Source organism: Allorhizobium sp. DMC15 (genome assembly GCF_056314065.1).
The window spans coordinates 405,627-430,481 of the sequence record NZ_JBQUZB010000003.1 but is presented as its reverse complement, the minus strand read 5'-3'; the positions used below and the strand labels follow the sequence as shown (position 1 = coordinate 430,481).

Annotated in this window: 23 protein-coding genes; 11 read left to right on the top strand and 12 right to left on the bottom strand. The window is 61.3% G+C overall.

Features of this window, described 5'->3' with window-relative positions; genetic code table 11:
* Nucleotides 1-133: 133 nt before the first annotated feature.
* From ACT53S_RS16395 to ACT53S_RS16375, 5 genes are all read right to left on the bottom strand, one after another.
* Nucleotides 134-1,105 carry a metallophosphoesterase family protein gene (locus ACT53S_RS16395; protein WP_476067769.1) on the bottom strand — a complete coding sequence of 324 codons (972 nt, stop codon included), beginning with the start codon at nt 1,103-1,105 and terminating at the stop codon, nt 134-136.
* Nucleotides 1,105-1,989: a hypothetical protein gene (locus tag ACT53S_RS16390; protein ID WP_476067768.1), complete on the bottom strand. Its 885-nt coding sequence runs from the start codon at nt 1,987-1,989 to the stop codon at nt 1,105-1,107. The genes ACT53S_RS16395 and ACT53S_RS16390 overlap by 1 nt, the downstream gene beginning before the upstream one ends.
* Nucleotides 1,986-2,735 carry a hypothetical protein gene (locus ACT53S_RS16385; protein ID WP_476067767.1) on the bottom strand — a complete coding sequence of 250 codons (750 nt, stop codon included), beginning with the start codon at nt 2,733-2,735 and terminating at the stop codon, nt 1,986-1,988. The genes ACT53S_RS16390 and ACT53S_RS16385 overlap by 4 nt, the downstream gene beginning before the upstream one ends.
* A 26-nt stretch (nt 2,736-2,761) precedes the next feature.
* Nucleotides 2,762-5,896: an excinuclease ABC subunit UvrB gene (gene uvrB / locus ACT53S_RS16380; RefSeq protein WP_476067766.1), complete on the bottom strand. Its 3,135-nt coding sequence runs from the start codon at nt 5,894-5,896 to the stop codon at nt 2,762-2,764.
* Nucleotides 5,897-6,026: 130 nt separating this feature from the next.
* Nucleotides 6,027-7,994 carry a putative bifunctional diguanylate cyclase/phosphodiesterase gene (locus ACT53S_RS16375; protein WP_476067765.1) on the bottom strand — a complete coding sequence of 656 codons (1,968 nt, stop codon included), beginning with the start codon at nt 7,992-7,994 and terminating at the stop codon, nt 6,027-6,029.
* 378 nt (nt 7,995-8,372) lie between these two features.
* Here ACT53S_RS16375 and ACT53S_RS16370 point away from each other — a divergent pair, with 378 nt between their 5' ends.
* Entirely contained in the window at nt 8,373-8,723 is a 351-nt protein-coding gene (locus ACT53S_RS16370; RefSeq protein WP_113379669.1) for a DMT family protein, read from the top strand.
* Nucleotides 8,724-8,778: 55 nt separating this feature from the next.
* On the opposite strand, the gene ACT53S_RS16365 is transcribed toward ACT53S_RS16370, so the two are convergent.
* Nucleotides 8,779-9,216, bottom strand: coding sequence for a hypothetical protein (locus ACT53S_RS16365; RefSeq protein ID WP_476067764.1), 438 nt, complete (start codon nt 9,214-9,216; stop codon nt 8,779-8,781).
* A gap of 137 nt (nt 9,217-9,353) precedes the next feature.
* Here ACT53S_RS16365 and ACT53S_RS16360 point away from each other — a divergent pair, with 137 nt between their 5' ends.
* Nucleotides 9,354-10,130: an MmyB family transcriptional regulator gene (locus ACT53S_RS16360; RefSeq protein WP_142068846.1), complete on the top strand. Its 777-nt coding sequence runs from the start codon at nt 9,354-9,356 to the stop codon at nt 10,128-10,130.
* Nucleotides 10,131-10,136: 6 nt separating this feature from the next.
* On the opposite strand, the gene ACT53S_RS16355 is transcribed toward ACT53S_RS16360, so the two are convergent.
* Nucleotides 10,137-10,526, bottom strand: a complete 390-nt coding sequence (locus ACT53S_RS16355; RefSeq protein ID WP_142068848.1) for an acyl-CoA thioesterase — start codon at nt 10,524-10,526, stop codon at nt 10,137-10,139.
* A gap of 181 nt (nt 10,527-10,707) precedes the next feature.
* Between ACT53S_RS16355 and ACT53S_RS16350 the strand changes: the two genes are divergently transcribed.
* The 4 genes from ACT53S_RS16350 (at nt 10,708) to ACT53S_RS16335 (ending at nt 17,670) form a co-directional block, all read left to right on the top strand.
* Nucleotides 10,708-12,522 (top strand): methyl-accepting chemotaxis protein, encoded by a 1,815-nt coding sequence (locus tag ACT53S_RS16350; protein ID WP_476067763.1) that lies wholly within the window; start codon nt 10,708-10,710, stop codon nt 12,520-12,522.
* Nucleotides 12,523-12,629: 107 nt separating this feature from the next.
* Nucleotides 12,630-13,502, top strand: coding sequence for a hypothetical protein (locus ACT53S_RS16345; RefSeq protein ID WP_476067762.1), 873 nt, complete (start codon nt 12,630-12,632; stop codon nt 13,500-13,502).
* A gap of 249 nt (nt 13,503-13,751) precedes the next feature.
* On the top strand, nt 13,752-14,573 hold the full coding sequence (locus ACT53S_RS16340) for a sulfite exporter TauE/SafE family protein (RefSeq protein ID WP_476067761.1): 822 nt from the start codon (nt 13,752-13,754) through the stop codon (nt 14,571-14,573).
* Between the two features lie 193 nt (nt 14,574-14,766).
* A complete protein-coding gene (locus ACT53S_RS16335) occupies nt 14,767-17,670 on the top strand; it encodes an autotransporter family protein (RefSeq protein WP_476067760.1) in 2,904 nt (967 codons plus the stop codon).
* 255 nt (nt 17,671-17,925) lie between these two features.
* Here ACT53S_RS16335 and ACT53S_RS16330 read toward each other — a convergent pair whose 3' ends face one another.
* Nucleotides 17,926-18,330 (bottom strand): hypothetical protein, encoded by a 405-nt coding sequence (locus ACT53S_RS16330; protein WP_476067759.1) that lies wholly within the window; start codon nt 18,328-18,330, stop codon nt 17,926-17,928.
* Nucleotides 18,331-18,668: 338 nt separating this feature from the next.
* Nucleotides 18,669-19,694 (bottom strand): GlxA family transcriptional regulator, encoded by a 1,026-nt coding sequence (locus ACT53S_RS16325; RefSeq protein WP_476067758.1) that lies wholly within the window; start codon nt 19,692-19,694, stop codon nt 18,669-18,671.
* 42 nt (nt 19,695-19,736) lie between these two features.
* On the opposite strand from ACT53S_RS16325, the gene ACT53S_RS16320 reads away from it, so the two are divergent.
* The gene (locus tag ACT53S_RS16320; protein WP_476067757.1) at nt 19,737-19,901 is read left to right on the top strand and encodes a hypothetical protein; all 165 of its coding nucleotides are present in this window, start codon (nt 19,737-19,739) and stop codon (nt 19,899-19,901) included.
* Between the two features lie 109 nt (nt 19,902-20,010).
* Here ACT53S_RS16320 and ACT53S_RS16315 read toward each other — a convergent pair whose 3' ends face one another.
* A complete protein-coding gene (locus ACT53S_RS16315; protein WP_476067756.1) occupies nt 20,011-20,238 on the bottom strand; it encodes a hypothetical protein in 228 nt (75 codons plus the stop codon).
* Between the two features lie 392 nt (nt 20,239-20,630).
* On the opposite strand from ACT53S_RS16315, the gene ACT53S_RS16310 reads away from it, so the two are divergent.
* Both ACT53S_RS16310 and ACT53S_RS16305 read left to right on the top strand, forming a co-directional pair.
* A complete protein-coding gene (locus ACT53S_RS16310; RefSeq protein WP_476067755.1) occupies nt 20,631-21,527 on the top strand; it encodes a LysR family transcriptional regulator in 897 nt (298 codons plus the stop codon).
* A 98-nt stretch (nt 21,528-21,625) separates the two neighbouring features.
* Entirely contained in the window at nt 21,626-22,060 is a 435-nt protein-coding gene (locus ACT53S_RS16305; RefSeq protein ID WP_476067754.1) for an acyl-CoA thioesterase, read from the top strand.
* Between the two features lie 56 nt (nt 22,061-22,116).
* On the opposite strand, the gene ACT53S_RS16300 is transcribed toward ACT53S_RS16305, so the two are convergent.
* A complete protein-coding gene (locus ACT53S_RS16300; protein ID WP_476067753.1) occupies nt 22,117-23,145 on the bottom strand; it encodes an alpha/beta hydrolase family protein in 1,029 nt (342 codons plus the stop codon).
* 112 nt (nt 23,146-23,257) lie between these two features.
* On the bottom strand, nt 23,258-23,884 hold the full coding sequence (locus tag ACT53S_RS16295; protein WP_476067752.1) for a histidine phosphatase family protein: 627 nt from the start codon (nt 23,882-23,884) through the stop codon (nt 23,258-23,260).
* Nucleotides 23,885-24,019: 135 nt separating this feature from the next.
* On the opposite strand from ACT53S_RS16295, the gene ACT53S_RS16290 reads away from it, so the two are divergent.
* Nucleotides 24,020-24,331 carry an ArsR/SmtB family transcription factor gene (locus ACT53S_RS16290; protein WP_476067751.1) on the top strand — a complete coding sequence of 104 codons (312 nt, stop codon included), beginning with the start codon at nt 24,020-24,022 and terminating at the stop codon, nt 24,329-24,331.
* On the top strand, nt 24,328-24,810 hold the full coding sequence (locus ACT53S_RS16285) for an SRPBCC family protein (RefSeq protein ID WP_476067750.1): 483 nt from the start codon (nt 24,328-24,330) through the stop codon (nt 24,808-24,810). Before ACT53S_RS16290 ends, ACT53S_RS16285 begins: the two co-directional genes overlap by 4 nt.
* Nucleotides 24,811-24,855 lie beyond the last annotated feature (45 nt).

Genomic DNA, 24,855 nt, shown 5'->3' with positions numbered 1-24,855 from the left:
TGAGTCTACGGGAGGAAAAATGGGCGGGGATGAAAAAGCATGTCGGGGTTTGATTTTGTTGGGAAATCGCTGCGGGGCGTCCCCCTCCGACTCCGGGAGTTGAGGGATTTTGGGACCTTGCGTCCAGTTTATCTCAAACAAATAAACCGTCTTTGCTGGACCAACGTAGGTCGCTTCTGCTGATAGTCTCTCCTTGTGCATCAAAAGTTATTTCATGAATGACATTCTCGCAATCAACTGACGTTGCCGCTCCCGCACAGAAAATCTCTATGCCCTTTTTCGTTATCTTGGTGGCCTCATGGGTATGGCCACACAAAATATTCTTTACTCTTGCAGTTCGGGCGGCCTTTAGAAGTTCTTGCCAATCAGAGAGCTGGAGATACGATTTTACGTCGTCATCGTAAGGTGCGAAATGGACTATCCATAGCGCAACAGACTTGCGCTCATCTACTTGCATGTTTAAGAAAGTCAGCGTTCGCCTGACAAGTTCGGCTAGCGTATCTGAGTATACCTTTCCGCCGCCCCAAAGGTGTGCTCTATTGGACGCATCAGATTTATTGCGAAAGCCGAAATCTGCGTAAAACACGCCTAACGTGCTATTTTCCCCGCGAATAAACCGCTGCCCAACCCTGCGCAGATCGAATTTAGGCATAAAATCCGAAAATTTTAGCATAAAATGCATCCCGTTAGGATTAGCATTATTATCTGAATAGTTGTCGTGGTTTCCTGGGCACAAAATAGTTTTCGATTTGTCTACGCAGAAAACCGGCTTGCGTTTATTTCTCCATTTTTCTCTGGGCGCTGTGATTAAATATTCATGACAAACGTTATAATCAACGGCAGTTCCGCTTGTTGATAAATCGCCCGAAATCACCACAAGGTCATATTTTTCTTTGTTGTAATACAGGTGCCGCGATAGGCCGTCTAGCATCTCGGGGTGAAAACTTGCCGGATGCATTAGAGATGCAATACCGTTTCTGAACAAGCTTTTTGCAGTATCAATGTATCGCGAAGGCTGGCGTGACAACAGTGAATGGAAATTTCGGCGCGCCGGCGAAATGCAAAGATGTAGATCGGACACCTGTAGCAGCGTATAAATATCCATCAGATATCCATATCGAATACTTCGTTTTTAGATGTGCGTATATAATGTTTGGGTTCAGCTTTTAACTTTACTTCGACAGTGTCTCGAACGGCGCGGACTTCGCCCCATTCGCCACTCATAACTGCGCCAGTTTTGAAGAAAGCAAAAATTTCACTGCAGAGTATCGTCAAGAAGGATCCTAGATCTTTTGGTCTAATAGGAAATAAATCAACGATATCCCTCTCAATCGAAGATATAAAGTCGCCATTGGCATTGATTAGGCAGAAAGATACCGTTTCCCTCCCGCGCATGTGCTGAAATTCGCTAATTAAAAACGCGTTTAGTTGGGTCGAAAACTCCTTTTTAATCGTCGAGTTTTCGAAGAAAAGATTTTTTGCCCGGAACTTGTCCAGGTCGTCTTCCCTGTAGAATGAGATTCCGTCTTTCCAAAACTGAATAAGAGAACTGGATGGAACAAATGACTCCGACTGCCATAGTCGCAATTGTCCCGTAACGTGCGACTCGGTTTCCTCAGATATGTGTAAATCACTCGGCTTAATTGTGCGTACCCGACTTGCTTCAATGGTACGATTAATAGCAACTGGTATGGGCGAAATATATTCAACATCTCTGAGTTGTGTCGCGACTAACCTTCCGAGATTAATCGTCCATTTGAGCTCTGTCCGCGGTTCGCTGGATATTGTTTTCCAGCCCGCAAGCGCCCGTTCATGATGATTCTGCCGATCCCTAAGGTTTTCAGCCTTGGGATTGTATGCAGGTGAGTGCGCAACTCCCAGTCGGCGCCAAGCATTCCAATCTCTGTTTAGCTTATCTTCTATCTTATCGTGGTCCGCACCGATGCTTTGCGCTTCTAAGCTCGGAGGCATCAAATGTTCCGCCCTCATTCGGCCTCTCCGGAAGAGTCTAGTACAGGTATGAAAAGTCTACCGCTGCGCACAAGATCAATTTTTTTGTTTACGTCTCCGATTAGCCCGATGAGTTCCTTGAATTTTTCAACGCTTAACTGGATCACAATGTTCTTCTCATCGTCTCTAGTCGAATCAGTTATTATATTTAGCTGGATGATTGGAATTAATGCATCTATATCAGTTCTGTCTTTGTTGAAACTCGGACGCAAATCTACAAACGAGTTAAACGAAATAGCGCTAGCTATGAAGCCAGATTCCAGCCTCGATATTTTTTTATAGGTTTCGTGTGCCGGTAAATATTCCAGTATCTGTCGAAGCCTAGTATTCATTAGGGCTTTATCTATGCCGTCTCTTCGGTCGAGCGCCAGTTCGCTCATTATCGAATCAATCTTAGCGTCGAAATTCGATTGAGACTCGAATTTACTTTCTTCCAACTGGTTATAAAGAAATGCGAGTGCGCTGACTAAATATCCAATTGCATCTTCCCCAATTTCGAGGGAACCGCTCAATGTTTCACGCTGCTGATCATTTAGGTCAAATGACCTTCGGCCCTGCACCGCTTCTTTGAGCAAGGTGAACTGACTATCGCTTATTTCGCCGAGTATGGATACGACCTGAGCGAGTGAAGTAGGTGGCAAAATGGTATTTTGCATTTTTGCGCCATTCTCGAGTTTCTGGCTATTTTCTAAAGCGAACTCAGACTTGAGTGCAACACCCGTCAATTAATAATTCGTTGTCTCTTGAGAATCTAACGCCCCGGTCGCCCCGTTTTCCCCTTGGTGCGGCCCTTGCGCTTCTGATCCATCGGGTCCTCGTAGGAGCCGGCGCCGGAACGGGCGCGGATGATGGGGCGGGGGTCGTCGGACCCCCTTGAGCTTGGGGTGCCCCCCTCTGTCGCCTGCGGCGACATCTCCCCCACAGGGGGGGAGAGCGGGCTGCGGCTCGGCTCGGGCTTCGGCTTTTCCGGGATCTTGCCGGTCACCGGTTTTTCGGTGCGGCCGACGGTCATTTCGTCGAGGGTGTTCTTGCGGAAATAGGAACCTTCCGCGCCGGATTTCGGCAGGGGGACGGCGGTGTCGGTGCCGGGGCCCATGTCGTCGATATGGGGTTTTGAGAAATAGCTGCCCTTGCCCTCGGGTGTGCCGGATTTGTTGCGGCCGGAGGGGGATATGCGGGGTGCGTCGCCAGACCCCTCCCCAACCCTCCCCACAGGGGGGAGGGAGTCGGTCGCGGTTGCGGCGCCGTGGTCTCCCCCCTTGTGGGGGAGATGGCCCGCAGGGCCAGAGGGGGTCTTTTCTCCGCTGCTGCGGCCCTTGCCTCCTTCCACTGCCTTCGCCTCTTGCTTGGCGATCGGGTCGTCCATGGCGGCGAGTTCGGCGGCTTTGAGGCGTTTGATTTCGTCGCGCAGGCGCGCGGCGGTTTCGAAGTCGAGGTCGGCGGCGGCGTCGCGCATCTGTTTTTCGAGCGCGTTGAGATGGGCCTGGAGATTGTTGCCGACGAGGTGGCCGCCATCGGCGAAACCCTTGCCGGAGACGCCCGAGATGTCGGCGCGGACGTGGTCGCGTTCGTAGACCGAGTCCAGGATGTCGGAGATCTTCGCCTTGACCGATTCCGGCGTGATGCCGTGTTCGATGTTGTAGGCCATCTGCTTTTCGCGGCGGCGGGCGGTTTCGTCCATGGCGCGCTGCATGGAGCCGGTGATCTGGTCGGCATAGAGGATGACCTTGCCGTCGACATTTCGCGCGGCGCGGCCGATGGTCTGTATGAGCGAGGTTTCCGAGCGGAGGAAACCTTCCTTGTCGGCATCGAGGATGGCGACGAAGCCGCATTCGGGGATGTCGAGGCCCTCGCGCAAGAGGTTGATGCCGACGAGCACGTCGAAGGCGCCGAGGCGGAGATCGCGGATGATCTCGATGCGCTCCAGCGTGTCGATGTCGGAATGCATGTAGCGGACGCGCACGCCCTGTTCATGCAGGTATTCGGTGAGGTCCTCGGCCATGCGCTTGGTGAGCACGGTGACGAGGGTGCGGTAGCCCTTCTGCGCGGTTTCGCGGATCTCGCCGAGCACGTCGTCGACCTGGGTCTTGGCCGAGCGGATCTCGACCGGCGGGTCGATGAGGCCTGTGGGGCGGATGACCTGTTCGGCAAAGACGCCGCCGGCCGCTTCCATCTCCCAGTTGCCGGGGGTGGCGGAGACGGCGACCGTTTGCGGGCGCATGGCGTCCCATTCCTCGAAGCGCAGCGGGCGGTTGTCCATACAGGAGGGCAGGCGGAAGCCGTATTCGGCGAGCGTTGCCTTGCGGCGGAAGTCGCCGCGATACATGCCGCCGATCTGCGGGATGGTGACGTGGCTTTCGTCGATGAAGATCAGGGCGTTGTCGGGGATGTATTCGAACAGCGTCGGCGGCGGCTCGCCGGGCTTGCGGCCGGTCAAGTAGCGGGAATAGTTCTCGATGCCGGCGCAGGAGCCGGTGGCTTCGAGCATTTCGATATCGTATTTCGTCCGCTGTTCCAGCCGCTGGGCTTCGAGCAGGCGGCCGGCGCTCTCGAGCTCGGCGAGGCGGTGCCTGAGCTCGTCCTTGATCGCCTTGATGGCGCCGTTCAGCGTCGGGCGTGGCGTGACGTAGTGGCTGTTGGCGTAGATCTTCACCGACTTCATCTCGCCGGTCTTCTTGCCGGTGAGCGGATCGAATTCGGTGATGCTCTCGATCTCGTCGCCGAACAGCGTGATGCGCCAGGCGGCATCCTCCAGGTGGGCGGGGAAGATTTCGATCGTGTCGCCGCGCACCCGGAAGGAGCCGCGGACGAAGTTGATCTCCTGGCGCTTGTATTGCTGAGCAACGAGGTCGGCGAGCAGCTGGCGCTGGTCGATGCGGTCGCCGACCTGCATCTGGAAGGTCATGGCGGTGTAGGTCTCGACCGAGCCGATACCATAGATGCAGGAGACGGAGGCGACGATGATGCAATCGTCGCGCTCGAGAATGGCGCGGGTGGCGGCGTGGCGCATGCGGTCGATCTGTTCGTTGATCGAGGATTCCTTCTCGATGAAGGTATCCGAGCGCGGCACATAGGCTTCCGGCTGGTAGTAGTCGTAATAGGAGACGAAATATTCGACCGCGTTGTCGGGGAAGAAGTTCTTGAACTCGGAATAGAGCTGCGCGGCGAGCGTCTTGTTCGGCGCGAGGATGACGGCGGGACGCTGGGTTTCCTCGATCACCTTGGCCATGGTGAAGGTTTTCCCCGAGCCGGTGACGCCGAGCAGGACCTGGGAGCGCTCGCCCGAATTCAGGCCCTCGACGAGGTCCTTGATGGCGGTCGGCTGGTCGCCGGCGGGCTTGTAATCCGAGGCCATGCGGATCGAGATGCCGCCTTCGGACTTTTGCGGGCGGGCAGGGCGGTGCGGCACCCAGATCTCGCCATTCTTGAACAGCGGATTGCCGCTTTCGATGAGCTTGGAGAGCGCGTCGACGGTGGCCGTGACGGCGCCGGTGGCGAGCGATTCTGCTTCTTCCAGCGAGACATCCATGCCGGCGATCGGATTGAGGCCGGCGGCGGCGCGTGTCTTCGGGTCGGAGGAGGCGCCGATGGAGACGCCGCGGGAGGTTTTCGAAGCGGTGGTGTGCTTCGCTGTGGTGGATTTCTGCGCCTTTTCCAGCGCTACCTTTTCGGCATGCTTGCGCGCTTCCACCTCGATCTTCTTGCGATGCTTGCCGGCCTTGGAGGCGAGTTCGCGCTGGGTCTCGACCGTCGAGGCCTCGGCTTCCGCCTCCAATTGCTTCACCCAATCCGAAACCGAGCCGGAGAGCGGCGCGCCTTCGAACGGAGCTTGCGGGGCTTCCTCGAATGCATTCGAGGGGGCGGAGGATTTGGGAGACTTGGCCATGGCCGGAATATGGAGAAGGGCGGCGGCAAAGGGAAGGGGCGGGGGTGGGATAATCAGAACAAAAACGCAACAGGGGCCACGGGTTATGGCCAACGTGGTGGCAGGAGGGTGTCTGCTCCTGCTGACTGTCTCACGCCACCGACAGATGCGCCGTCTTGCGCTTGCGTTTCGCCGTCGTGGCCTGGTGTTCGGCGATCCAGGTGGCGAGTGCCCTGGGGGGCATGGGGCGCGCGAAGAGGTAGCCCTGGGCCATGGTGCAGCCGAGGCGGGCGAGGACGGTTGCGTCTTCGGCGGTTTCCACGCCCTCGACGACGATGTCGAGACCGAGGGACTGGCCGAGGCTGACCATGGCGGTGATCAGTTTCTGGTTGGTTTCACTGCGCGCGACATCCTTGACGAAGCTGCGGTCGATCTTCAGACGGTCGACTTTCAGGCTGATCAGGTAGGCGAGCGAGGAGTGACCCATGCCGAAATCGTCGACGGCCAACTTGTAGCCGGCCTCCTCCAGTCGCTTCAGCTGTGCATCGGCGAGCGCCGGGTCGAGGATGGCCTCCTCGGTGATCTCGATCTCCAGCGCCGAGGGGGAGACGGCATGGATGGCGGTGACCTCCTCCAGCATGTCGGCGACGGAATAGAGGGCGAATTCGCGCGGCGACACGTTGAGGGCGACGGTCGCGCCCGTCAGGCCCAGCTCCGGCAGCTTGCGGGCCAGGGCGCAGGCATCGCCGGCGATGCGGGCGGTCAACCGTTCCGAGAGATGCATGGCCTGGGCGGCGTTGACGATGTCCGGTGGCGCAATGAAGCCGAGCTGCGGATGCTGCCAGCGGACGAGCGCCTCGAAGCCGGTGATGCGGCGGGTAGAAAGGTCGAGCTGCGGCTGGAACCAGGCGCCGAGAGCGCCGCTGTCGATCGCGGCACCGAGATCCTGCTCGATCACGCGTTTGCGCTCCGCATTGAGCCGGAGTTCGGGATCGAATTCGCCCAGCTTGCGACGGTCGCCGCGTTTCACTTCGTAGAGCGCCATGTCGGCACAGATCAGCAATTCTTCGGCGGTGGCGGCATGCTCCGGATAGGCGGCGAGACCGACGCTCAATCCGACCGTTGCGCGGTGCTGTCCCCAACTGACCGGCATGCGGCTGGCTTCGAGCACATTGGCCGCATGGGTGCGGGCGCGATCGAGCGCGTCGGCGCCGGAGACGATGACGGCAAATTCGTCGCCGCCGAGGCGGGCGATCAGGCTGCCGTCGGCGACTTGCTTTTCGATCCGTGCGCCAATCTCCCGCAGCAAGGCGTCGCCGGCACTGTGGCCGAGCGTGTCGTTGATCGCCTGGAATCGTTCGACATCGAAGATCAGCAAGGCGACCGTCTCGCCCAGCACCGCAGCGCGGGCGATGTCGCCGTTAAGGCGGCCGTGAAAAAACACCCGGTTTGCCAGACCCGTCAGGATGTCGCGGTTGGCGAGGGCTTCAAGCCGGGTGTTCTGACGCAGGATGTCGCTGTTGGCGCGGGTCAGACTGTCCGCCAGCGCGGTTGCTTCATGGCGGGCGATCTGGCTGTTGATGAAGATGCGTTCGGCCCAAATGCTGCGGCGAATGAACACGGAAATCAGGATCGTTAGGCCCACGGCCACCAGCAGATCAGCGGTCTCTCCGTGACGAACGAGAGCAGTCATCAGAGCGGTGAGGATCGGCACAGAATAGGCAAGAGCCAGGGGCGTATAGCCGATATGCTTGACGATCGAACCGGTTGCCATGCCGCCCATCAGGACCAACAGCGGGGTGTGCTGTCCAAGCGGCGCAAAGTTCGGCACAACGAAGGGGAGGGTTGCCCAGGCTGATCCGAGGGCGAAGGCGCCTGTAGACAAGATGGAGAGGCTGTGGCGGGGGTTGGTGCGCAGCGTGCCTGCCCGGCGCAGCCGATGCAATGACAGCGAGCGAGCACCGATGATCCCCACCGACATGCAGAACCACAGCGCGACCGGCCAGCGGAGCTCTCCCTGGTGGTGAAGGATCAGCAGGACGAAGACGAGGGAGACGAGGTTGAAGAGAAGAGTTGAGCGATGGCCGCGTTCGATATCCGCCACTTGGGCTTGCAGCACCTCAGGGGGGAATCCGCCATTTCGGCTTATGTGAAAACCCATACTCAAACGCCTAACTTCATCGCAATAGGCAAGCAATAACAACAATGATTTAACGGCCAGTTACAGGTCTGGCTCGGATTTTTCCTAAAAGTAACAGGCCAGTTCTCGCAGGCAACGTCGCGAAAAACCGCAGCCGGCGATGACCATCTGTGGTTGATCTTGCGGAACGCTTTGGGTGGTCCGTCTTGCTGTCCCGGGTTGCAATCGCCGCGCCGCAGACGAGACGAGGGCTATCGGCTGGCCGTCTGTGCTTGGCCTGCCTTGCAAAAACCGCGATGATGGAACCAGAGTCGGCAACCGCCGTTTCCTCGTGTCTCTTCTTTTCCCGGTGTTTCCATGCCCACATTCTCCCCCGCTGCTCTCTGGCCGATCCTCCTGCTGTCGGCTTCCAATATCTTCATGACCTTCGCCTGGTATGGCCATCTCAAATACAAGACATCGGCGCTTTGGGTCGCCATTGTCGCCAGCTGGGGGATCGCTTTCTTCGAATATTGCCTGGCCGTCCCCGCCAACCGCATTGGGTCTGAGGTGTATTCGGCGGCGCAGTTGAAAACGATGCAGGAGGTGATCACCCTCATCGTCTTTTCCGGCTTCTCGGTCTTCTTCCTGAAGGAAAGCCTGACGATCAACCACGCAATCGGCTTTGCCCTGATCGCAGCGGGCGCGGCTTTCGTGTTTCGCGGGTAAGGAGAAGGCGCGGCTTTGTCAGCCGCGCCCTTCCGTCTGACAGTTTCGGCGTTCCTCAACGGTGCGCCGGCACCGTTGCTGTTTCGATCCGCCAGGCGGGCAGGACAATGGCGAGCATCAGCACCGTGTTGAGCAATACGTTGACCGTGGCGCCAGCGACGAAGGAGCCGGTGCTGTCGACGAGGAACCAGGCGAGTGTCGCTTCGATCAGCAAAAGGCGCGCGAGCCTGGGATCGACCGGGAGCAGCCGGTCGACGACGAGCCACATCATCACGCCCCAGCCAACCATAACGCCGCCGCCTATGGCAGCAAGCGCACGGGCGGCTTGATTGTCGAGCGTCTGTTGGCCATCAACCGGCCAGAAGACGATATCGGCGAGCCAGGTTGCGGGCAGCGCTGTAGCAGGGTGGACGCCCAAGGCCACGAGCAGGCCGAGGAGCACGACGAAAAAGCTGTTCAGTTTCAGCCAGGTTGATGTGAATTCGGCGGACATCTGCGGTCTTCCTTCTTGGTTGCGATGGAGCGACCATGCGGAGCGGGACAGACTGCCGCAATTACCGCTGAGGTAAGTGACGGCATTGGCTGCGCGTGGCAGACAGTTTGGAGAGCTCGCTTCAAAAGAGGTATGTCATGGGATTGGAATTCGGCGGCCACCTCCGGAGCTGGCGTGGCAAGCGGCGCATGAGCCAGTTGCAGCTGGCACTCGCAGCGGAGGTCTCCGCCCGCCATATCGCCTTTCTTGAAACCGGGCGGGCTAAACCCAGCCGACGCATGGTGCTGCGACTGGGAGATGCCCTGGACGTGCCAAGGGCCGACCGGAACCTGATGCTGGATGCGGCGGGCTTTCGCGCCGCCTATGCCAGCCGTCCCCTGGATAGCGCGGCCATGGAGCCGATCCGCAAGGCGATCACCCATATGATCGAGGGGCATTCGCCCTATCCCGCCTTCGTCTTCGACCGGCACTGGAAGGTGCTGGATGCCAATGCCAGCGGTCGCGCCATGCTGGCCGGCTTCGGGCTGGATGCCGGCGACAATTTCATCGATTTCCTGCGCGTGCCCGGACGAGGTCCTGACCTGGTGGAAAACTGGATTGAGGTGGCGCATCATCTGGCCGCACGGTTTCGGCTGGAGAGCGCGCATCTCGGCGGTGATCCGGTGCTGGAGCGGGCGGCAACCGAGCTCGCCTTCGGGCAGGAGCAGCAACATGACGAGCCGGCCAAGGGTGGTGACCTGCCGCCCGTCCTGACCGTGCGCTTCCGGCTTGGCGGACAGGTCTATCCGATGTTTTCGACGATGACGCAGTTTGGCACGGCCGAAGACATTGCGCTGGCGGACATCAAGATCGAGATGTTCTTTCCGACGGATGTGGCCTGCGAGGCGCTGTTTCGGCAGATGGCGGCCGGGTGAGCCTTGTCAGGCTTCCGGCACCGGCGTGGGCTTGCCTTCGGCATTGAGCGCGACCATGACGAAGGTCGCCTCGGTCACCTTTTCCATCACATGCGTGAGGTAACGCTGGGCCCAGGTTTCCACCTTCAGGGTCATCGAGGTGCGGCCGACGCGGCTGATCTCGGTGTAGACGCACAGCGTGTCGCCGATCTTGACCGGCATGGCGAACGCCATTTCCTGGACGGCGGCCGTGACGACGCGGCCTCGCGCACGCTCGGCTGCCCTGATGCCGCAGGCGAGGTCCATCTGGGCCATGACCCAGCCGCCAAAGATATCGCCCGCCGCATTGGCATCGGCCGGCATGGCGAGCGTTCTGAGCGTGAGTTCTCCCGTGGGGGCGGCGGTGGATTGCAGCATGAGATTCGGATCCTGTCTTTCGATGCAGTTGGGACTTCAGAGCCCGGCCCCCGACTTGCGCCAACTGTTATTTTTAACGGGTGAAAATAAGCCCCTCAGATTTGACATTCGCAAATTTAGAAAATCAGAAGGCGCAAATATCAAACTTTATGCAATTGTGACATAAGCCCGAGGTCTCTGCATGAAATCCATGTCCCTGTCGGTTCGACTTTACGCGCTGGTTGCCATCGCGTTGACCGTGCTGGTTGCCACGCTGACCTACAGCCTGTTCAACGCCTATGATGCCCTGACCCAGGAGCGGCGCGCCGGTCTTGCGCAGATCAATGATAACGCTATCGCGATCTTCAACAAGTATTACAAGTTGGAGCAGGAGGGCAGCCTGACGCGGGCGGAGGCGCAGGAGCGTGCGAAAGAGGTGGTTGCGGCCATGCGCTATGCTCCGGATGGCTATCTGTGGATCAACGACATGCAGCCGGTGATGGTCATGCATCCGATCAAGCCCGAACTGAATGGCAAGAACCTCAGCGAGAACAAGGATCCGAACGGCAAGCATCTGTTCGTCGAGTTCGTCAATACGGTGAAGGCCAACAAGGAAGGGTTCGTCGACTATTACTGGCCCAAGCCAGGCTTTGACGCGCCGGTCGAGAAGTTCAGCCATGTCATCGGCTTTGAACCGTGGGGCTGGATCGTTGGCACCGGCGTTTACTCCGACGACCTCGCGGCCCTGTTTCGTCGGACAGCGACGGAGTATGCGATCATTATCGGCATCTCCATTCTCGCCATCCTCTTTTGCGCCACCATGGTGGTTCGCAGTGTCGTGCAGCCGATCAACCGGCTGAAGTCGGCGATGAGCGACATCGCGGACGAACGGGTCGATACCGCGATTACCGACGCCGACCGGAGCGATGAAATCGGCCGGATGGCGCAGACGCTGCAGGTTCTGCGCGACAGTGTGCGGGATCGCATCACCATGCGCAACCGCGAGGTGGAGCGGCAGGAGAGCCTGAACGGCGAGCGGGCTCGCAACGAAACACAGCTTCGCACGGCGGCTGAGCGGCAGAGCCATGCGATCGATGCGATCGGTTCTGCGCTGGCACAGCTGGCTGACGGCGATCTCACGGTTCAGATCGACGCACTCGGCGCCGACTACGAAAAGCTGCGGCACGATTTCAATCGCGCCGTCCAGTCGCTGGCCGGTGTCATTTCAGCGATCAACCAGACCAGCGACGTGGTGACGTCTTCGGCCGGCAACATCAGTGAGGCGACCAACAATCTTTCGCGCCGGACCGAGCAGCAGGCAGCAGCCCTGGAAGAAACGGCCGCCGCTCTGGACGAGATCACCGCGACCGTGCGCACGGCCGCCGAACGCGCCAACGAGGCGCGCCAGATGGTGGCCGAAACCAAGACCAGCGCCAACCGTTCCGGTGAAATCGTGCGCAACGCGGTCGACGCCATGGGGCGGATCGAGGGGTCGTCGCAGAAGATCAGCCAGATCATCTCGGTGATCGACGAAATTGCCTTCCAGACCAACCTTTTGGCGCTGAATGCCGGGGTCGAGGCGGCCCGTGCGGGTGAGGCAGGTCGGGGTTTTGCGGTCGTGGCGCAGGAAGTGCGCGAGCTCGCACAGCGCTCTGCCAATGCGGCGAAGGAGATCAAGGTTCTGATCAGCGCATCGGCGGCCGAAGTTGATACCGGGGTCGGGCTGGTCCGTGCGACCGGCGAGGCGCTGGTGGAGATCGAGGCGCTGGTGAACCGCGTGAACGACAGCGTCAACACCATTGCGACCGCTGCCAAGGAGCAGGCGACGGGGCTCGCCGAGATCAATACCTCGGTCAACCACATGGATCAGATGACGCAGCAGAATGCGGCCATGGTCGAGGAAACCTCGGCGGCCGGCCAGTCTCTGGCGGAAGAGAGCTACAATCTGCGCCAGCTGCTGTCGCGCCTGAAGGTGAATGCCGCACAGGCTGTGGCAGGGCATCGCCGGGCGGCTTGAGGATCGCTGACAACAAGAACGGGGCCGGCGGAGCAATCTGCCGGCCCTTCATTTTGCGCGGGTATGCCGACGATTTCCGTTCATGGCACATTAAGCGGAGATGACGTATGCTGCCTTCAGTTGTCCCATACCGGGCCATCGAGGGTGAAATGAGTTTTGTGTTTTCGTCCCTTGGCTGCCGACTGACGGTGGCTGTTTTCTCCGCTCTGACGGTTGCCGGCTGTTCCGGCAGTGATCGCATTCCGCTGGCCGAGATTGGCGGGGGGCCGCGGGCGGGTGACCAGCTGATCGGCAAGGTGGACCGGACACGCGACGGGCGCGTGCTTGTCGGGAGGATCGGGGATCCTCGGGCGGAAGCGGCGGCCTATGCACCCGCGCCGACGGCGCAGAATGCCGGCAGCGCCGGGATCGATTACCTCGACACACCCAATCTTGCCGGTACCAGCGCTGTGCAGGCCGCACCTCTGACCGCACCCCTGGCCGCAGCCGCGGAGGCATCGGCGGTCGATGGGGGTGAGGGTGCGACGGAGGGTGCGGTGACCGCCATGGCGATCCCCGAAGGTGGCGTCAACATCGACGGGGAACTGGGGATCGGGACGTCAGCGACGGTTTCAGGCGCGGGTTACGTCGATGGGACGAGCCCGGTCGGCGTGCAGCCGCAGCTCGTCACGCGGAATGGCGCAATGGCGATCGCCGAGGGGAATACCAGCCAGCCCGTCGTCGACGGGATCGGTTTCGACGAGCCGACGCAGATCGTGACGGGGCCGAGCGGGCCGCAGCCGGTTGTCGAGGAGACGCAGGTGGCCGAGCAGATGCCGGAGGAGGGCGGGATCCTGCCGCTTTCCGTCGATAGCGGCAGCTCCGGCATGGACGAACAAGGTGTCTCGGGCACCCGCCGATCGGCGGCTGCCGCATCGCCGGTCAGGGCGCCGGCGGGCAAGGATTGTTCGCTCTATCTCGACAAGCGGAATTGCCGCTGAGGCAGCGCCCGACAATTTCTGTCATTCGCCAAATGCCTTATCCTGGCTTTGGCTTGGAGCAAATCAGCCTCGCTGTCGGCGGGACCGTACCGCTGCGGGCCGGGGCAGGCTTGTGGGACGGGCGGGGAGCGCCTAGAGGGGGTCGGCGTCTGCCGCGTCTTGTGCTTCTCACGGGACGGTCGCGGAAGGCTTGTCCCTGCCGCCTGCAGACCATCCGTGAGAGGCGGCCCAGTTTTCCGGAGTGCCCCCATGCCACCGATTGCCGATATCCTCATGTTCGCCGCCATGCTCGCGGTCGCCGGCGCGGTGGCGGGGCTGTTGGCCGGGGTGTTCGGGATTGGCGGTGGCGCGGTGCTGGTGCCGGTCTTCTACCAGGTGTTCGGTTATGCCGGCATCCCGGAACATGTGATCATGCATCTGGCGGTCGGGACCTCGACGGCGCTGATCGTGCCGACCTCGATCCGCTCGTTTCGAGCGCATCAGGCGCGCGGGGCCGTCGACAGGGATCTGCTCAAGGGCTGGGTGATCGCGGTGCCGCTCGGGGCGCTGCTTGCGACCGTTGTCGCCGCCTATGTGTCGAGTGCGGGTCTGCGGCTGTTTTTCGCGTGTATGGGGCTGGTGCTGGCGGCGCGCATGCTGTTTCTCTCCAACCGGTTTCATCTCGGCACCGAGCTGCCGGGCCAGCCTTTCCGTTTCCTCGTCGGCAGCGCGATCGGGCTTTTTTCCGGGCTGATGGGGGTCGGTGGCGGGGTGTTCAACAACACATTCATGACGCTTTACGGACGGCCGATCCACCAGGCGGTGGCGACGTCCTCGGGCGTCGGCGTGCTGATCTCGATTCCGGCCTTTCTCGGGTTCATCTATGCCGGCTGGGGCGATCCCGGCCTGCCGCCGTTCTCCACCGGCTTCGTCAACTGGATCGCTTTTGCGGTGATCTTTCCGATCGCCATGCTGGTCACGCCCTATGGCGCGCAGCTGGCGCATCGGATGAACAAGCGGCAGCTGGAGATGGGGTTTGCGGTGTTTTTGTTGTTTGTGTCGGTAAGGTTTTTCTGGAGTTTGGTGGGGTGAGCAGACGGGCATGCCGGCGGTCCTGATGCCTGACGCGCGGTCGTTTGCCGGCTTCCTTTTTCAATCGGCTAAATCTGTGCCTATCGGCTGAAATCCTCAGGCGCGCCTTGACCGGCTCCGACCGATTTCTCAATTTGCGCTCCCGATTGCTTCGTCGGCACAACGATATATTGCAGCGATTTTGCGAGTCAGCATGTCCATTTTCCGTTCCACTGCCCACCCTGCGCTGGCGCGCGTCAGCATCCTCCGGTCGGTGGGACGTGAGCGAACGGTTCGGGTAGGGCTGCTCCTGGTGCTGCCGGTCGCGGCGGCGATGCCGCTTGCGGAGGCGCGGGCGACATGTCTGGCGACGGGCAACATTGCCAGTGTGCAGTGCAGCGGGTCCGATATCCAGATGCAGGGCGGGACCGGGGCGTCGTCGCTCACGGTCACCGATGAGAGCCGGTCGTCGGTCGCGGTTCTCTCCAGCCCCTTCGACAGTGGCCCTTTCGTGCAGAGCCTGACCGTGGATGGGACCACCGTTCTCAGCCGGTCGGACTATCCCGCGCTCTACATGTACAGTTCTCAAGCGGACTGGGATGCGAACCTCTTCATCGGTGCGGATGTGAGCATCACCTCGGCAGGGCCGTTCGGTGCCGTCTGGCTGCGGTCCGAGAGCAGTGACAGCACGACTAGCAACGATATCGTGGTCAATAGCGCCGCGAGCGTGGTTTCCTATGGTGCAAATGCCGATGGGATTACCGCGACATCGAACAATGGTCGGGTTTCGATTACCAATGCCGGTGACGTCACTGCGGCGGGTGGCCGTGGCATTTACGCCGATGGTGGTTTCGCAAGCCTCAGCGACGTGACGGTGAGCATCAGCAACAGTGGCTCAGTCCACAGCTACCAGGCCGGTCTGCGCGCGATCAATTATCGCGGCACCACCGTCATCGAGAACGAGGGCACCGTCCGCTCGACGACCCGCCAAGGCATTATCGGCTGGTCGGCCAATGGCGGGGTCACGATCGACAACAGCGGTGTCGTCGTGGCCGATCACTATGACGCGGTCGTCGCGGCGGGGACGGGCGGCGATGTCTCTGTGACGAACAGCGGCAGCATCACCGCCAACAGGAACCTCAATCTCAGCCAGGTCAGCCCTGATTTTCACGCGATCAGCGCCTATACCGACGGCGCCGGTTCGGTCACGGTGTCGAATACCGCATCCGGTGCGCTGACGGCGCACTGGGATGCCGGGATGGCGGCCGCCAGTAGCAGCGGCGCGGTCACCATCACCAATGACGGTGCGATCGACGCGAAAACCGGCATCTATGCCGATAGCGACAGCGGCGACCTGGAGGTCCTGAACTCTGGTACTATCGAAGCCACCCAAAGCGGCATCGACGTGGACTGGGCGGGCAGTGCCTCGATCGTCAACAGAGGAACCATCGCCAGCGGCGTCACGGCTTTCGACATCGCCGATGGCGTGGATGCCGATGTCGAGAACAGGGCGGACGGGCTTGCCATCGGCGCTCTGCAACTCGGCACACTCGCCGGTCTCGAAAACGCCGGCACGCTGGTTCTGAAGCAAGGGGCAAGCCTTGCCGACTACGCCGGGACGGGAGCGGCCACGGGGAGCGTGATCGGCGGTCATTTCCGGCAGACATCGACGGGCAGCCTCGTCATGGCGGTCGACAGTGCCGCCAGCTATAGCACGCTTGCGGTCGGCGGCACGGCGGACCTTGCGGGCTCGCTCATTCTCAATGTCGGCTCCGGCTATAACGGCGCGTCGCTTGCCAATGTCATTTCCGCCAGCGGTGGGCTGACCGACAACGGGCTTTTGATCTCCGACAATTCACTGCGCTACAGCTTCTCCGCCCTCTATGACGCCACCAGCCTCGATCTCGTCGTCACGGACACAGGCATGACGACCATCCGCGCGGCCCTCGCCAACCGGATGCCCGGCGCGGTCGCTGCGGGCGACATCTGGGACGATCTTTCTGTTAGCGGTACCAATTCGCCTGAATTCAGTCTCGTCCTGCAGTCGATCCTGCAATCTTCGAGCGAAGACGAGGTGGCCTCCGCGCTTGCGGAGACGCTGCCGCTCGTCAATGGCGGCATGATGAGCGCCACCTTTGCGACGCTCGACCGGGTCAATGCCGTGATGCGCAACCGCATCACCTCGCTTTCCGGCCGCTTCGACCGTGGGGTCTCCTCGCTCACCACCGGCATCATCGCCCCCGTGACCGACACCGCGCCGACCGGCTCCTTCGCCGCCGACGCCCTCTCGGTCGAACAGCATGTCTGGCTCACCAGCTTTGCCGGACGGGTGCGCCAGGATGGGGCGACGGGCATGTCGGACACGCGGACCGACGGGCACGGCATCATCGCCGGCATCGACGGCAGCATCGGCAACAGGACGGAGCTTGGCTTTGCGTTCGCCTGGTCCGGATCCGATCTGGCAACCGCCGGCGGGCCAGAGCAGGGCGCCAATGCCGACACCTACCAGTTCGCCGTCTATGGCCGCCACGATCTCGACGGTGGGGCCGGCCTGCTGTTCCAGGCGGATGTCGGCCGCAGCTTCATCGACGGCTATCGGGTCGTCGATGCCATCGATGCGACGGCACGCTCCAGCTATGCCTCGGATTTCGCCCATGCGGGCCTCGGGCTCGACCGGACGTTCGCGCTCGACGAGGTGACGCTGTTCAGGCCCTCGGTCTGGCTCGACTATACCGCCATGACGGACGATGCCTATGCCGAAACCGGGGCTGACGACCTGAACCTCCTCGTGCGCGGGCGCCATCGCGACGCGCTGGTTCTCGGGGCGAGTGCGGCGCTGACCCATTCCCTGACTGACCGTGTCTCGGTGGATATGACCTTCGGGGCGGGCTATGATTTTCTGCGCAAGGCAGACAGCATCGACGCGGCCTATGAGGGCGCGCCGGACGATGTCTTCACCACCACCGGCGGGGCGAAGTCACCCTGGCAGATGGAGGCCTCGCTGGCCGTCACCTACAACGACCCCACCGGCCTCGGCCTGACCGCCCGCTACGACGCCTGGCATCGCGGCGACGCTTTTGGCCAGTCTGCCGGGCTGGAGTTTTTCAAGCGGTTTTGAGGGGCGCGGGGAGCTTGCCGCCGGCTTCCAGCAAATGGATTGCCTTTGCGGTGATCGTTGCGATCGCAATGGGGGGTACGCCCTAGGTCGCACAGCTCAACAAACGGCAGCTGCAGATCGGTTTTGCGGTGTTTCTGCTGTTCGTGTCGGGAAGGTATTTCTGGAGATTGGTTGGGTGACGCGGATTTTTGGAGCTACCTCTACGCCGACAACATTGTGACGGAGGCCCGCGCAGGCATCCGCCGTTATCTGTCGTTAGATTTGCGCGCTTTCATAGTGATCGTGAACGAAAACCAGTGCCTTCTTTTCGGCTGCCGTGAGCCGGATATTTTCGGGGGTTCGCTTGCCCAATCTAATTCGACGTTCAAGGCCCAACAAGGTGTTGTGCATACTGATTGGCAGGGGCTCCACCGAATCTATTTCGCCGCCATTGTGGGTGTCTGATGCAACAGCCAAGCCCGCTGTCCGGTCAAATATGTAGATCTGCTGCGTGGTGATGCGCCGGCAGTGAATGAAGTCGTTGTCTACGGCCGTTACCAAGCAAATGAGGCTAGCGTTGGCGCTATTCCTGGCGTGGATTAGATCTCCTGCTGCAACCAATTGAAGAAAGTCCCCTCTTCCCCGCCGGTCTTCTAACGGCAGATAATGATCTTCTTCCATGTGAAGCCCTCCTTATGCGGTTCAATCAGGCAGGAACGGTGCTAGTGCTTATTTTGCACTCCATCACTCATGCCACAAAAGCTGAGGGTCTTAACAGTGCCAACGATCAGCCCTCATCCTGAGGTGGGAGCCTAAGCGACCCTCGAAGGAAGAGGGCGGGTGGGTCTGGGGCCTCGATCCTTCGAGGCCCGCTTGCGCGGGCACCTCAGGATGAGGGGTGACGTGAGGTGCGCGGCTGCTGCCGTACGGGGAGACGTAGTGCTCGGGCAAAGACCCCTCCCAAACCCTCCCCACAAGGGGGAGGGCTTAACCCAGCCGCGCCCTTTGTGGCTTGTGGCTTACACCACCACGCCCGTCCGGTTGCTCGACATCGTCAGCTTCCGTTCCGCGCGCTCCTGCTGGGGGGAGCGGTTGTAGAGTTCGCGGTAACACTTGGAGAAGTGCGAGGCGGAGACGAAGCCGCAGGCGACGGCGACTTCGACGACGGGCATGGAGGACTGGACCAGCAGGTGGCGGGCGCGGTCGAGGCGGATTTCGAGATAGTAGCGGGCGGGCGAGCGGCCCATTTCCTGTCTGAAGAGGCGCTCGATCTGGCGGCGCGAGAGGCCGGCGTCGTCCGCGATTTCGAGGAGCGACAGCGGCTCTGAGAGATTGGCTTCCATCAACTCGATGATCTGCAGCACCTTGGAATTCTGCACGCCGAGGCGAGCCCTGAGTGGAAGCCGCTGGCGGTCGTTGGCGGAGCGGACGCGATCGGTCAGGTGCTGTTCGCAGACGCGGTTGACGAGCCCTTCGCCAAAATCCTGGCCGATCAGGTTCAGCATCATGTCGAGCGAGGCAGTGCCGCCGGCGCAGGTGTAGAGATTGCCGTCGACTTCGTAGAGGTCGGCATAGACTTCGGCCTGGGGGAAGGTTTCGGAGAAGCCGGGCAGGTTTTCCCAATGGATGGCGCAGCGCTTGCCGTTCAACAGGCCGGCCTGGGCCAGCACATGGGCGCCCGTACAGAGCGAGCCGACGGCGACATTGCGGTTATAGGCTTCGCGCAGCCAGGCATTGACCGACTTGTTGTTGAACTCCTCGACATAGATGCCGGAACAGACGATCGCCATGTTCGGGCGGTTTTCGCCGCCGAGGAAACGGCGCTCGTCGGCGAGCGAGGAATTGACCTCAATGCCGATGCCGGAGGAGGAATAGACCTTCTGGCCATCGACCGAAGCGAGGCGCCATTCATAGGCGGAATACCCCAGCATGCGGTTTGCAATGCGCAGCGTCTCGATGGCGCCAGCAAAGGGCAGGAGGGTGAAATGCGGTACGAGGAAGAAGACGAGCGAACGCTTCTTGGTCTGCGTCGGTAGCTTGCTCATGATGGTGCCGATGTCCTTGCTGCCGTTCCCTTGTTTTCCGGCATGCTCGGCTGGAAACGGGCGGCGGGATGTTCATTTCACGACATTGTCATGAAATCGCGCGCCGTGAAAGCGGCGCGGGTCGCCCGGAAGCGACATTTTTGGCAGTTTTCCCGCTTGCGACGCCGTATCTCGGCTGATGACGATCGTCAGTTCGGGAGGTGTTGAAAAAGCAACGGCTTCGCCGTGTGGCAGGTCATGGGCGGAGTGCCGCGGTTTTTTCCGTTTGCGACGCGGCGGGGCGGCGCGTCGCAAACGGTCCGGGCGTGGATCAAGCTCAACGGGCGGTGTCGCCGGCAGGCCAGCCCAAGTCCTTGCGCAGATCGAAGGGCATGGCTTCGAGGGCGCGCTGTTCGAGACGCCGGCGGCGGCTTTCGGCGAACGCGTTGGCGAGACCATGCAGTTTCGTCGCGAGCCGGCCGGCCACGCGGGCAGCCATGTCGCCCAGCGTCGGGACGGCGGGGGCGGTGCGGGTGATCTCGGTATCGCAGCAAACCATGGTCATGGTCTTCATCCTTTTCGGGTTCGGCGGCCCCGGCTTTCCTGTGGCTCCGGGCCTGAGGTTATCATCGGCTTTTCTGTTCCATCACTCAAACGAATGTTTTTGATGTCTATCATTCTGAAATCTGATCGATTGCCGATGGCAGGTGAGGCCGAGATCGTCCCGCAGCGCGGGACCGAGAGGGGCGAGGTCCCTGCGGGTGGCCTTGCGCGTCGTGCGTCGGTCGTTTTCCCGGATGCCGGCGGCGATGATCGATTTCAGGCAGTGAAACGGGCGCTGGAACATGGCGTTATCCCTTGCTTCGGTTCTGGTGGGAGAAGGATGGGCCTGGATTGACATTCAATCAAACGCAATAGTATCGTTTTCATGTTCAATTTTGTTGAAGGTCTAGGGTCATGACATTGATGCTGCGCCAGCCGCTCCCGCTTCTCGACAACGATGTTCTGCGGACCTTCGTGGCCATTGCCGAAACCGGCAGTTTCACCAGTGCTGCGGACAGGGTCTATCGAACGCCCTCGGCGGTCTCGATGCAGATCAAGAAGCTGGAGGAGCAGCTCAATGTGACGCTGTTTCTGCGCGATGCGCGCTCGGTGACGCTGACGGAAAGCGGCGAGGTTCTGCTGCCCTATGCGCGGCGGATGCTGGCCCTGTCGAACGAGGCGGTCGGGCGTTTTCGCATGCCGGAGATGAAGGGGGTGGTGCGGCTCGGCGCACCCGACGATATCGGCGAGCGTTTCATGCCGACGATCCTGCGCCGCTTTGCCGAGCTTTATCCGCTGATCATGGTGGATCTGACGGTCGATACATCCGGCGCTTTGCGGCGGCGGCTGGCCGAGCAGCGGCTCGATCTGACGCTGATCAACTGCGCGCCGGGCGCGGTCGTACATGAGGGCGAGGTGATCCATCAGGAGCAGCTGGTCTGGGCCGGCGCCAAATGTGGCACGGCGCATTTGCGCGATGCGCTGCCTGTGTCGATCTGGGAGGATGGCTGCTGCTGGCGGGCGGATGCGCTGGCACGGCTCGAAAAGGACAGGCGGCCCTACCGCATCGCCTATCTCTCGGCCCATACCATGGCGCAGCGGGCGGCCGTGATTGCCGATCTTGCGGTGGCGCCGCTTCCGCGCAGTTACCTCACCGACGACATGACGGCGCTCGGCTCCAAACACGGGCTGCCGGAGCTCGGGTCTTTCGAGGTCAGACTTTTGACCGGCAAGGAGACGTCGGAGACCATCCAGGCGGTGGCCGACAGCGTGCGTTATGCGTTTTCGGAGATGATCGGCATGGCGGCGTGAGCGGACGGGATCGGTAAGCGCTTGGCGATTTTTGAAATTAGGAAATTGCCAAAATACGTTTGGGCCAATAGGCATCAGGCATTAGGATTTTGGTGCGAATGAATGATGAGACGAAGCCCCTGAGGCTCGAAGATTTTGCGGGCCAGGCTTACGACAAGCTGCGGTATGGCGACACGGATCGGCAGGGGCATGTCAACAATGCGGTCTTTGCGACCTTCATGGAGACGGGGCGTGTGGAGCTGATCTACAATCCTCAGGATCCGCTGCTGGATGAGGGCTTTTCCTTCGTCCTCGCCAAGCTCGACATCGATTACATCGCCGAGGTGCTTTGGCCGGGCACGGTGGAGATCGGCACGCGGGTGGTCCGCGTCGGGCGGTCGTCGGTGACCATGCAACAGGCGGTGTTTCAGGGCGGCAAATTGTGTGCGTCGGCCGAGACGGTGGTGGTGCATTTCGACCAGACGACGCGCAAGTCGCATGCGTTTTCACAGGCGCAGCGGGCGAAGCTCGAGGGGTGGATCTCTGTTGACTAGTGGATCGGGTGCTGGCGTAGAACCGAGAGGCCGCGCCAACACCGATCACCGAGGCGCTAAGGATTGACCGAAAGCGCTTCGGCGAGAAAGCCGGTGACGACGGATGCGATTTCCCGGTGGATTTGCTCACGGCTACGGTTTCCGCCATCCTTGCAGACAATCCCGTCGCCTGGCGTTTCCTCCTCGATCAGCGCCACCGCACCGGGCTTGCAGAGCTGCATGAAGCTGAAATGCATGGCGTCGGGGGCCGTCACAGAGGTGGTGGATGCGTCTGGAAGATGTTCCGCGAGATAGCCGCTTTCCAGTGCGGCCGGCATGTCGCCGATATCGGTGCCGGCCGCGATGACCAGGGCCCGAGCCTTGATCTCCGCCAGGCTTTGCGGCGAAAAACCGCGCGCCAGTCCGAGATCAAGCGAGACGAAGGCCCGGATGCGCGGATCGGCCAGGTCTTGCTCCAGATGCGGATTGGCAAGACCGAGTTCGCCCGCGAGGGCGCAAGCGCGGGGACTGCTGTCGATCTGACACTCTTTTGAGAAGCGCTGCGTTTCGAAACGGGCGCCGGCGAGGGCCGCCACGGTCCATCCGCCCAGCGAGTGCCCGATGGCGGCGATGCGGCTGTCGTTGACCGCGCCTGCGAGCTCCGTCCGTGTGGTCAGGGCATCGATCACGCGGCTCAGATCATGCGGGCGTTCCCACAGCATCGCGGCCCTGGCGGGGTCCCGGTCGAAAGTAGTGGTGCCGGGATGGTCGGGCGCGGCGACGATATAGCCCTGGCGCACCAGGGCGTGACCGAGCCAGCCGAGATTGCGCCAGCTGCCACCATAACCATGCGAGAGCACGACAAGAGGATGGTCGCCCGGCGCCGGCGCTGCATCGCGCCTGGCCGCATTGCCAAAGAAGACCTTGTTCTCGCCGATCGTTTCGACCGGGCCGTTTTCAGGGGTCGGATACCAGATGACGACATGCAGCGGGCGGGGGGTGTCCTGATCGATCTGGACGGCGCGAAAGCCGACCTGATCGGCGGCAGCGGTGACGGTGGCGAGCGACAGAAAAAACAGGCCTGTCGACATGAGAGACTTCAGCATCACGATCTCCTTGAGTGGATATGCTGAAGATCGGAATGCAGAACGATTGCGCGTTGCGAGACCTCGAACGCGATCGAGGACCTCAGAGATCGCGCAGAGGGCAAAACGGCCGCTAGAGGCCGGCGAGATGGTCCGTTTCGCCCAGCGTGACGACGGCGCGGCTCTTCCAGAACGCGTGTTCGGCCAGATGGGTGATGCTGCCCGAGGACACGGGAAAATTCACCCGCCCAAGGTTTTCGAGCGGCATGCCGATCCACCAGGCGATAACGAAGGTGAGCGCAAAGCCGTGGGTGACGACGATGTGGCAGTCGGCAGGATCGGTGAGGATCTCGTCCATGGCACGGTAGATGCGGGTTCCCGTCTGGCGTCGCGTTTCGGCGCCCTCGATGCCGCCGGTATCGTCCAGGCCGCCTTCTTCGGGCACGGGCAGGCGACGGGCGGTGAGCCAGGCCTGCGGCCGGCCTTCGGCGATGCCGCAGCTCATCTCGCGCAGATCCGGCGTCAGGCGAGCGGGGATTGAGAGACGGCGGCCGATGATCTCGGCGGTTTCGCGGCAGCGCAGGAGGTCGGAGGCGGTGAGGCTCGGGGAGCAATCGGCGGTGAGGTCGCTAAGGCGTGTGGCGATGGCCTCGGCCTGGCGGCGCCCGAGATCGGTCAGCGCCGTGTCGTACCAGCCGCCGACGCGGCCTTCGACATGATGAACCGATTGCGGATGAGTGACGACAAAGAGGTTTCGCATCGGTTGGTTCTCCTGTATTTCGGCTCGGTGCTTCTCGGCAAAAGACCGGTGTGGGTCAAGACCGGTGCGGTCAAGGCGGGTTGCCGGGCGATCATGCCCCTTGCCAGTCCGATAAGTCCATGCTTATTATAAGCCATGACTTATCACTTGAAGATCCTTCAGGCTCTGGCTGACGATACCCGGCGCGATCTGTTCGAGAAGATCGCCGTGCGGCCGCAGACGGTCGCGGATCTCGCGCGGGTTGTCCCCGTGTCGCAGCCGGCGGTGTCGCAGCATCTCAAGGTCTTGAAGGAGGCGGGATTGGTTGCAGACCGGGCAGAGGGGCGCCGGCGGATCTATGCGATCGATCCGAACGGGCTTGGGCCGCTGCGCGCCTGGCTCGATCGGTTCTGGGATCAACAACTGGCGGCCTTTCAGCGGGCTGTCGAAGAAGGGGACGAGAGATGAACGAACATCCGCAGATCAAGCCCGCGCCGATCGTCAAACGGTTTACCGTCAAGGCGGGCCGCGAACGGGCCTTCGACGTGTTTTCCGCTGGTATGGGCGACTGGTGGCTGAAGACGCATTCGCTGACCAAGAGCGGGGCGAAGACCGTTGTCATCGAGCCCCTTGCCGGCGGGCGCTGGTACGAGATCGGCAACGAGGGCGAGGAATGCGACTGGGGCCGGGTGCTGGTTTACGACCGGCCGGGGCGGCTGGTGCTCTCCTGGCAGCTCAACGGCGACTGGGTTTTCGATCCGGCGCTTCTGACCGAGGTTGAGGTGGTGTTCACGGCGCTGTCGGAGACGGAGACGCAGGTGGATTTCGAGCACCGTTTGATCGAGAACTTCGGCGCGGCCGCAGAGCGGACGCGGGCGATCCTGGAGGCCGAGGGCGGCTGGACCGGGCTGCTCGCGATCTATGCGGGGTTTGCAGGGCGGGGTTGATTGCCGCTTAGAGTTGGATGTGGCGGGCTTTCGAGCCGCCGCATC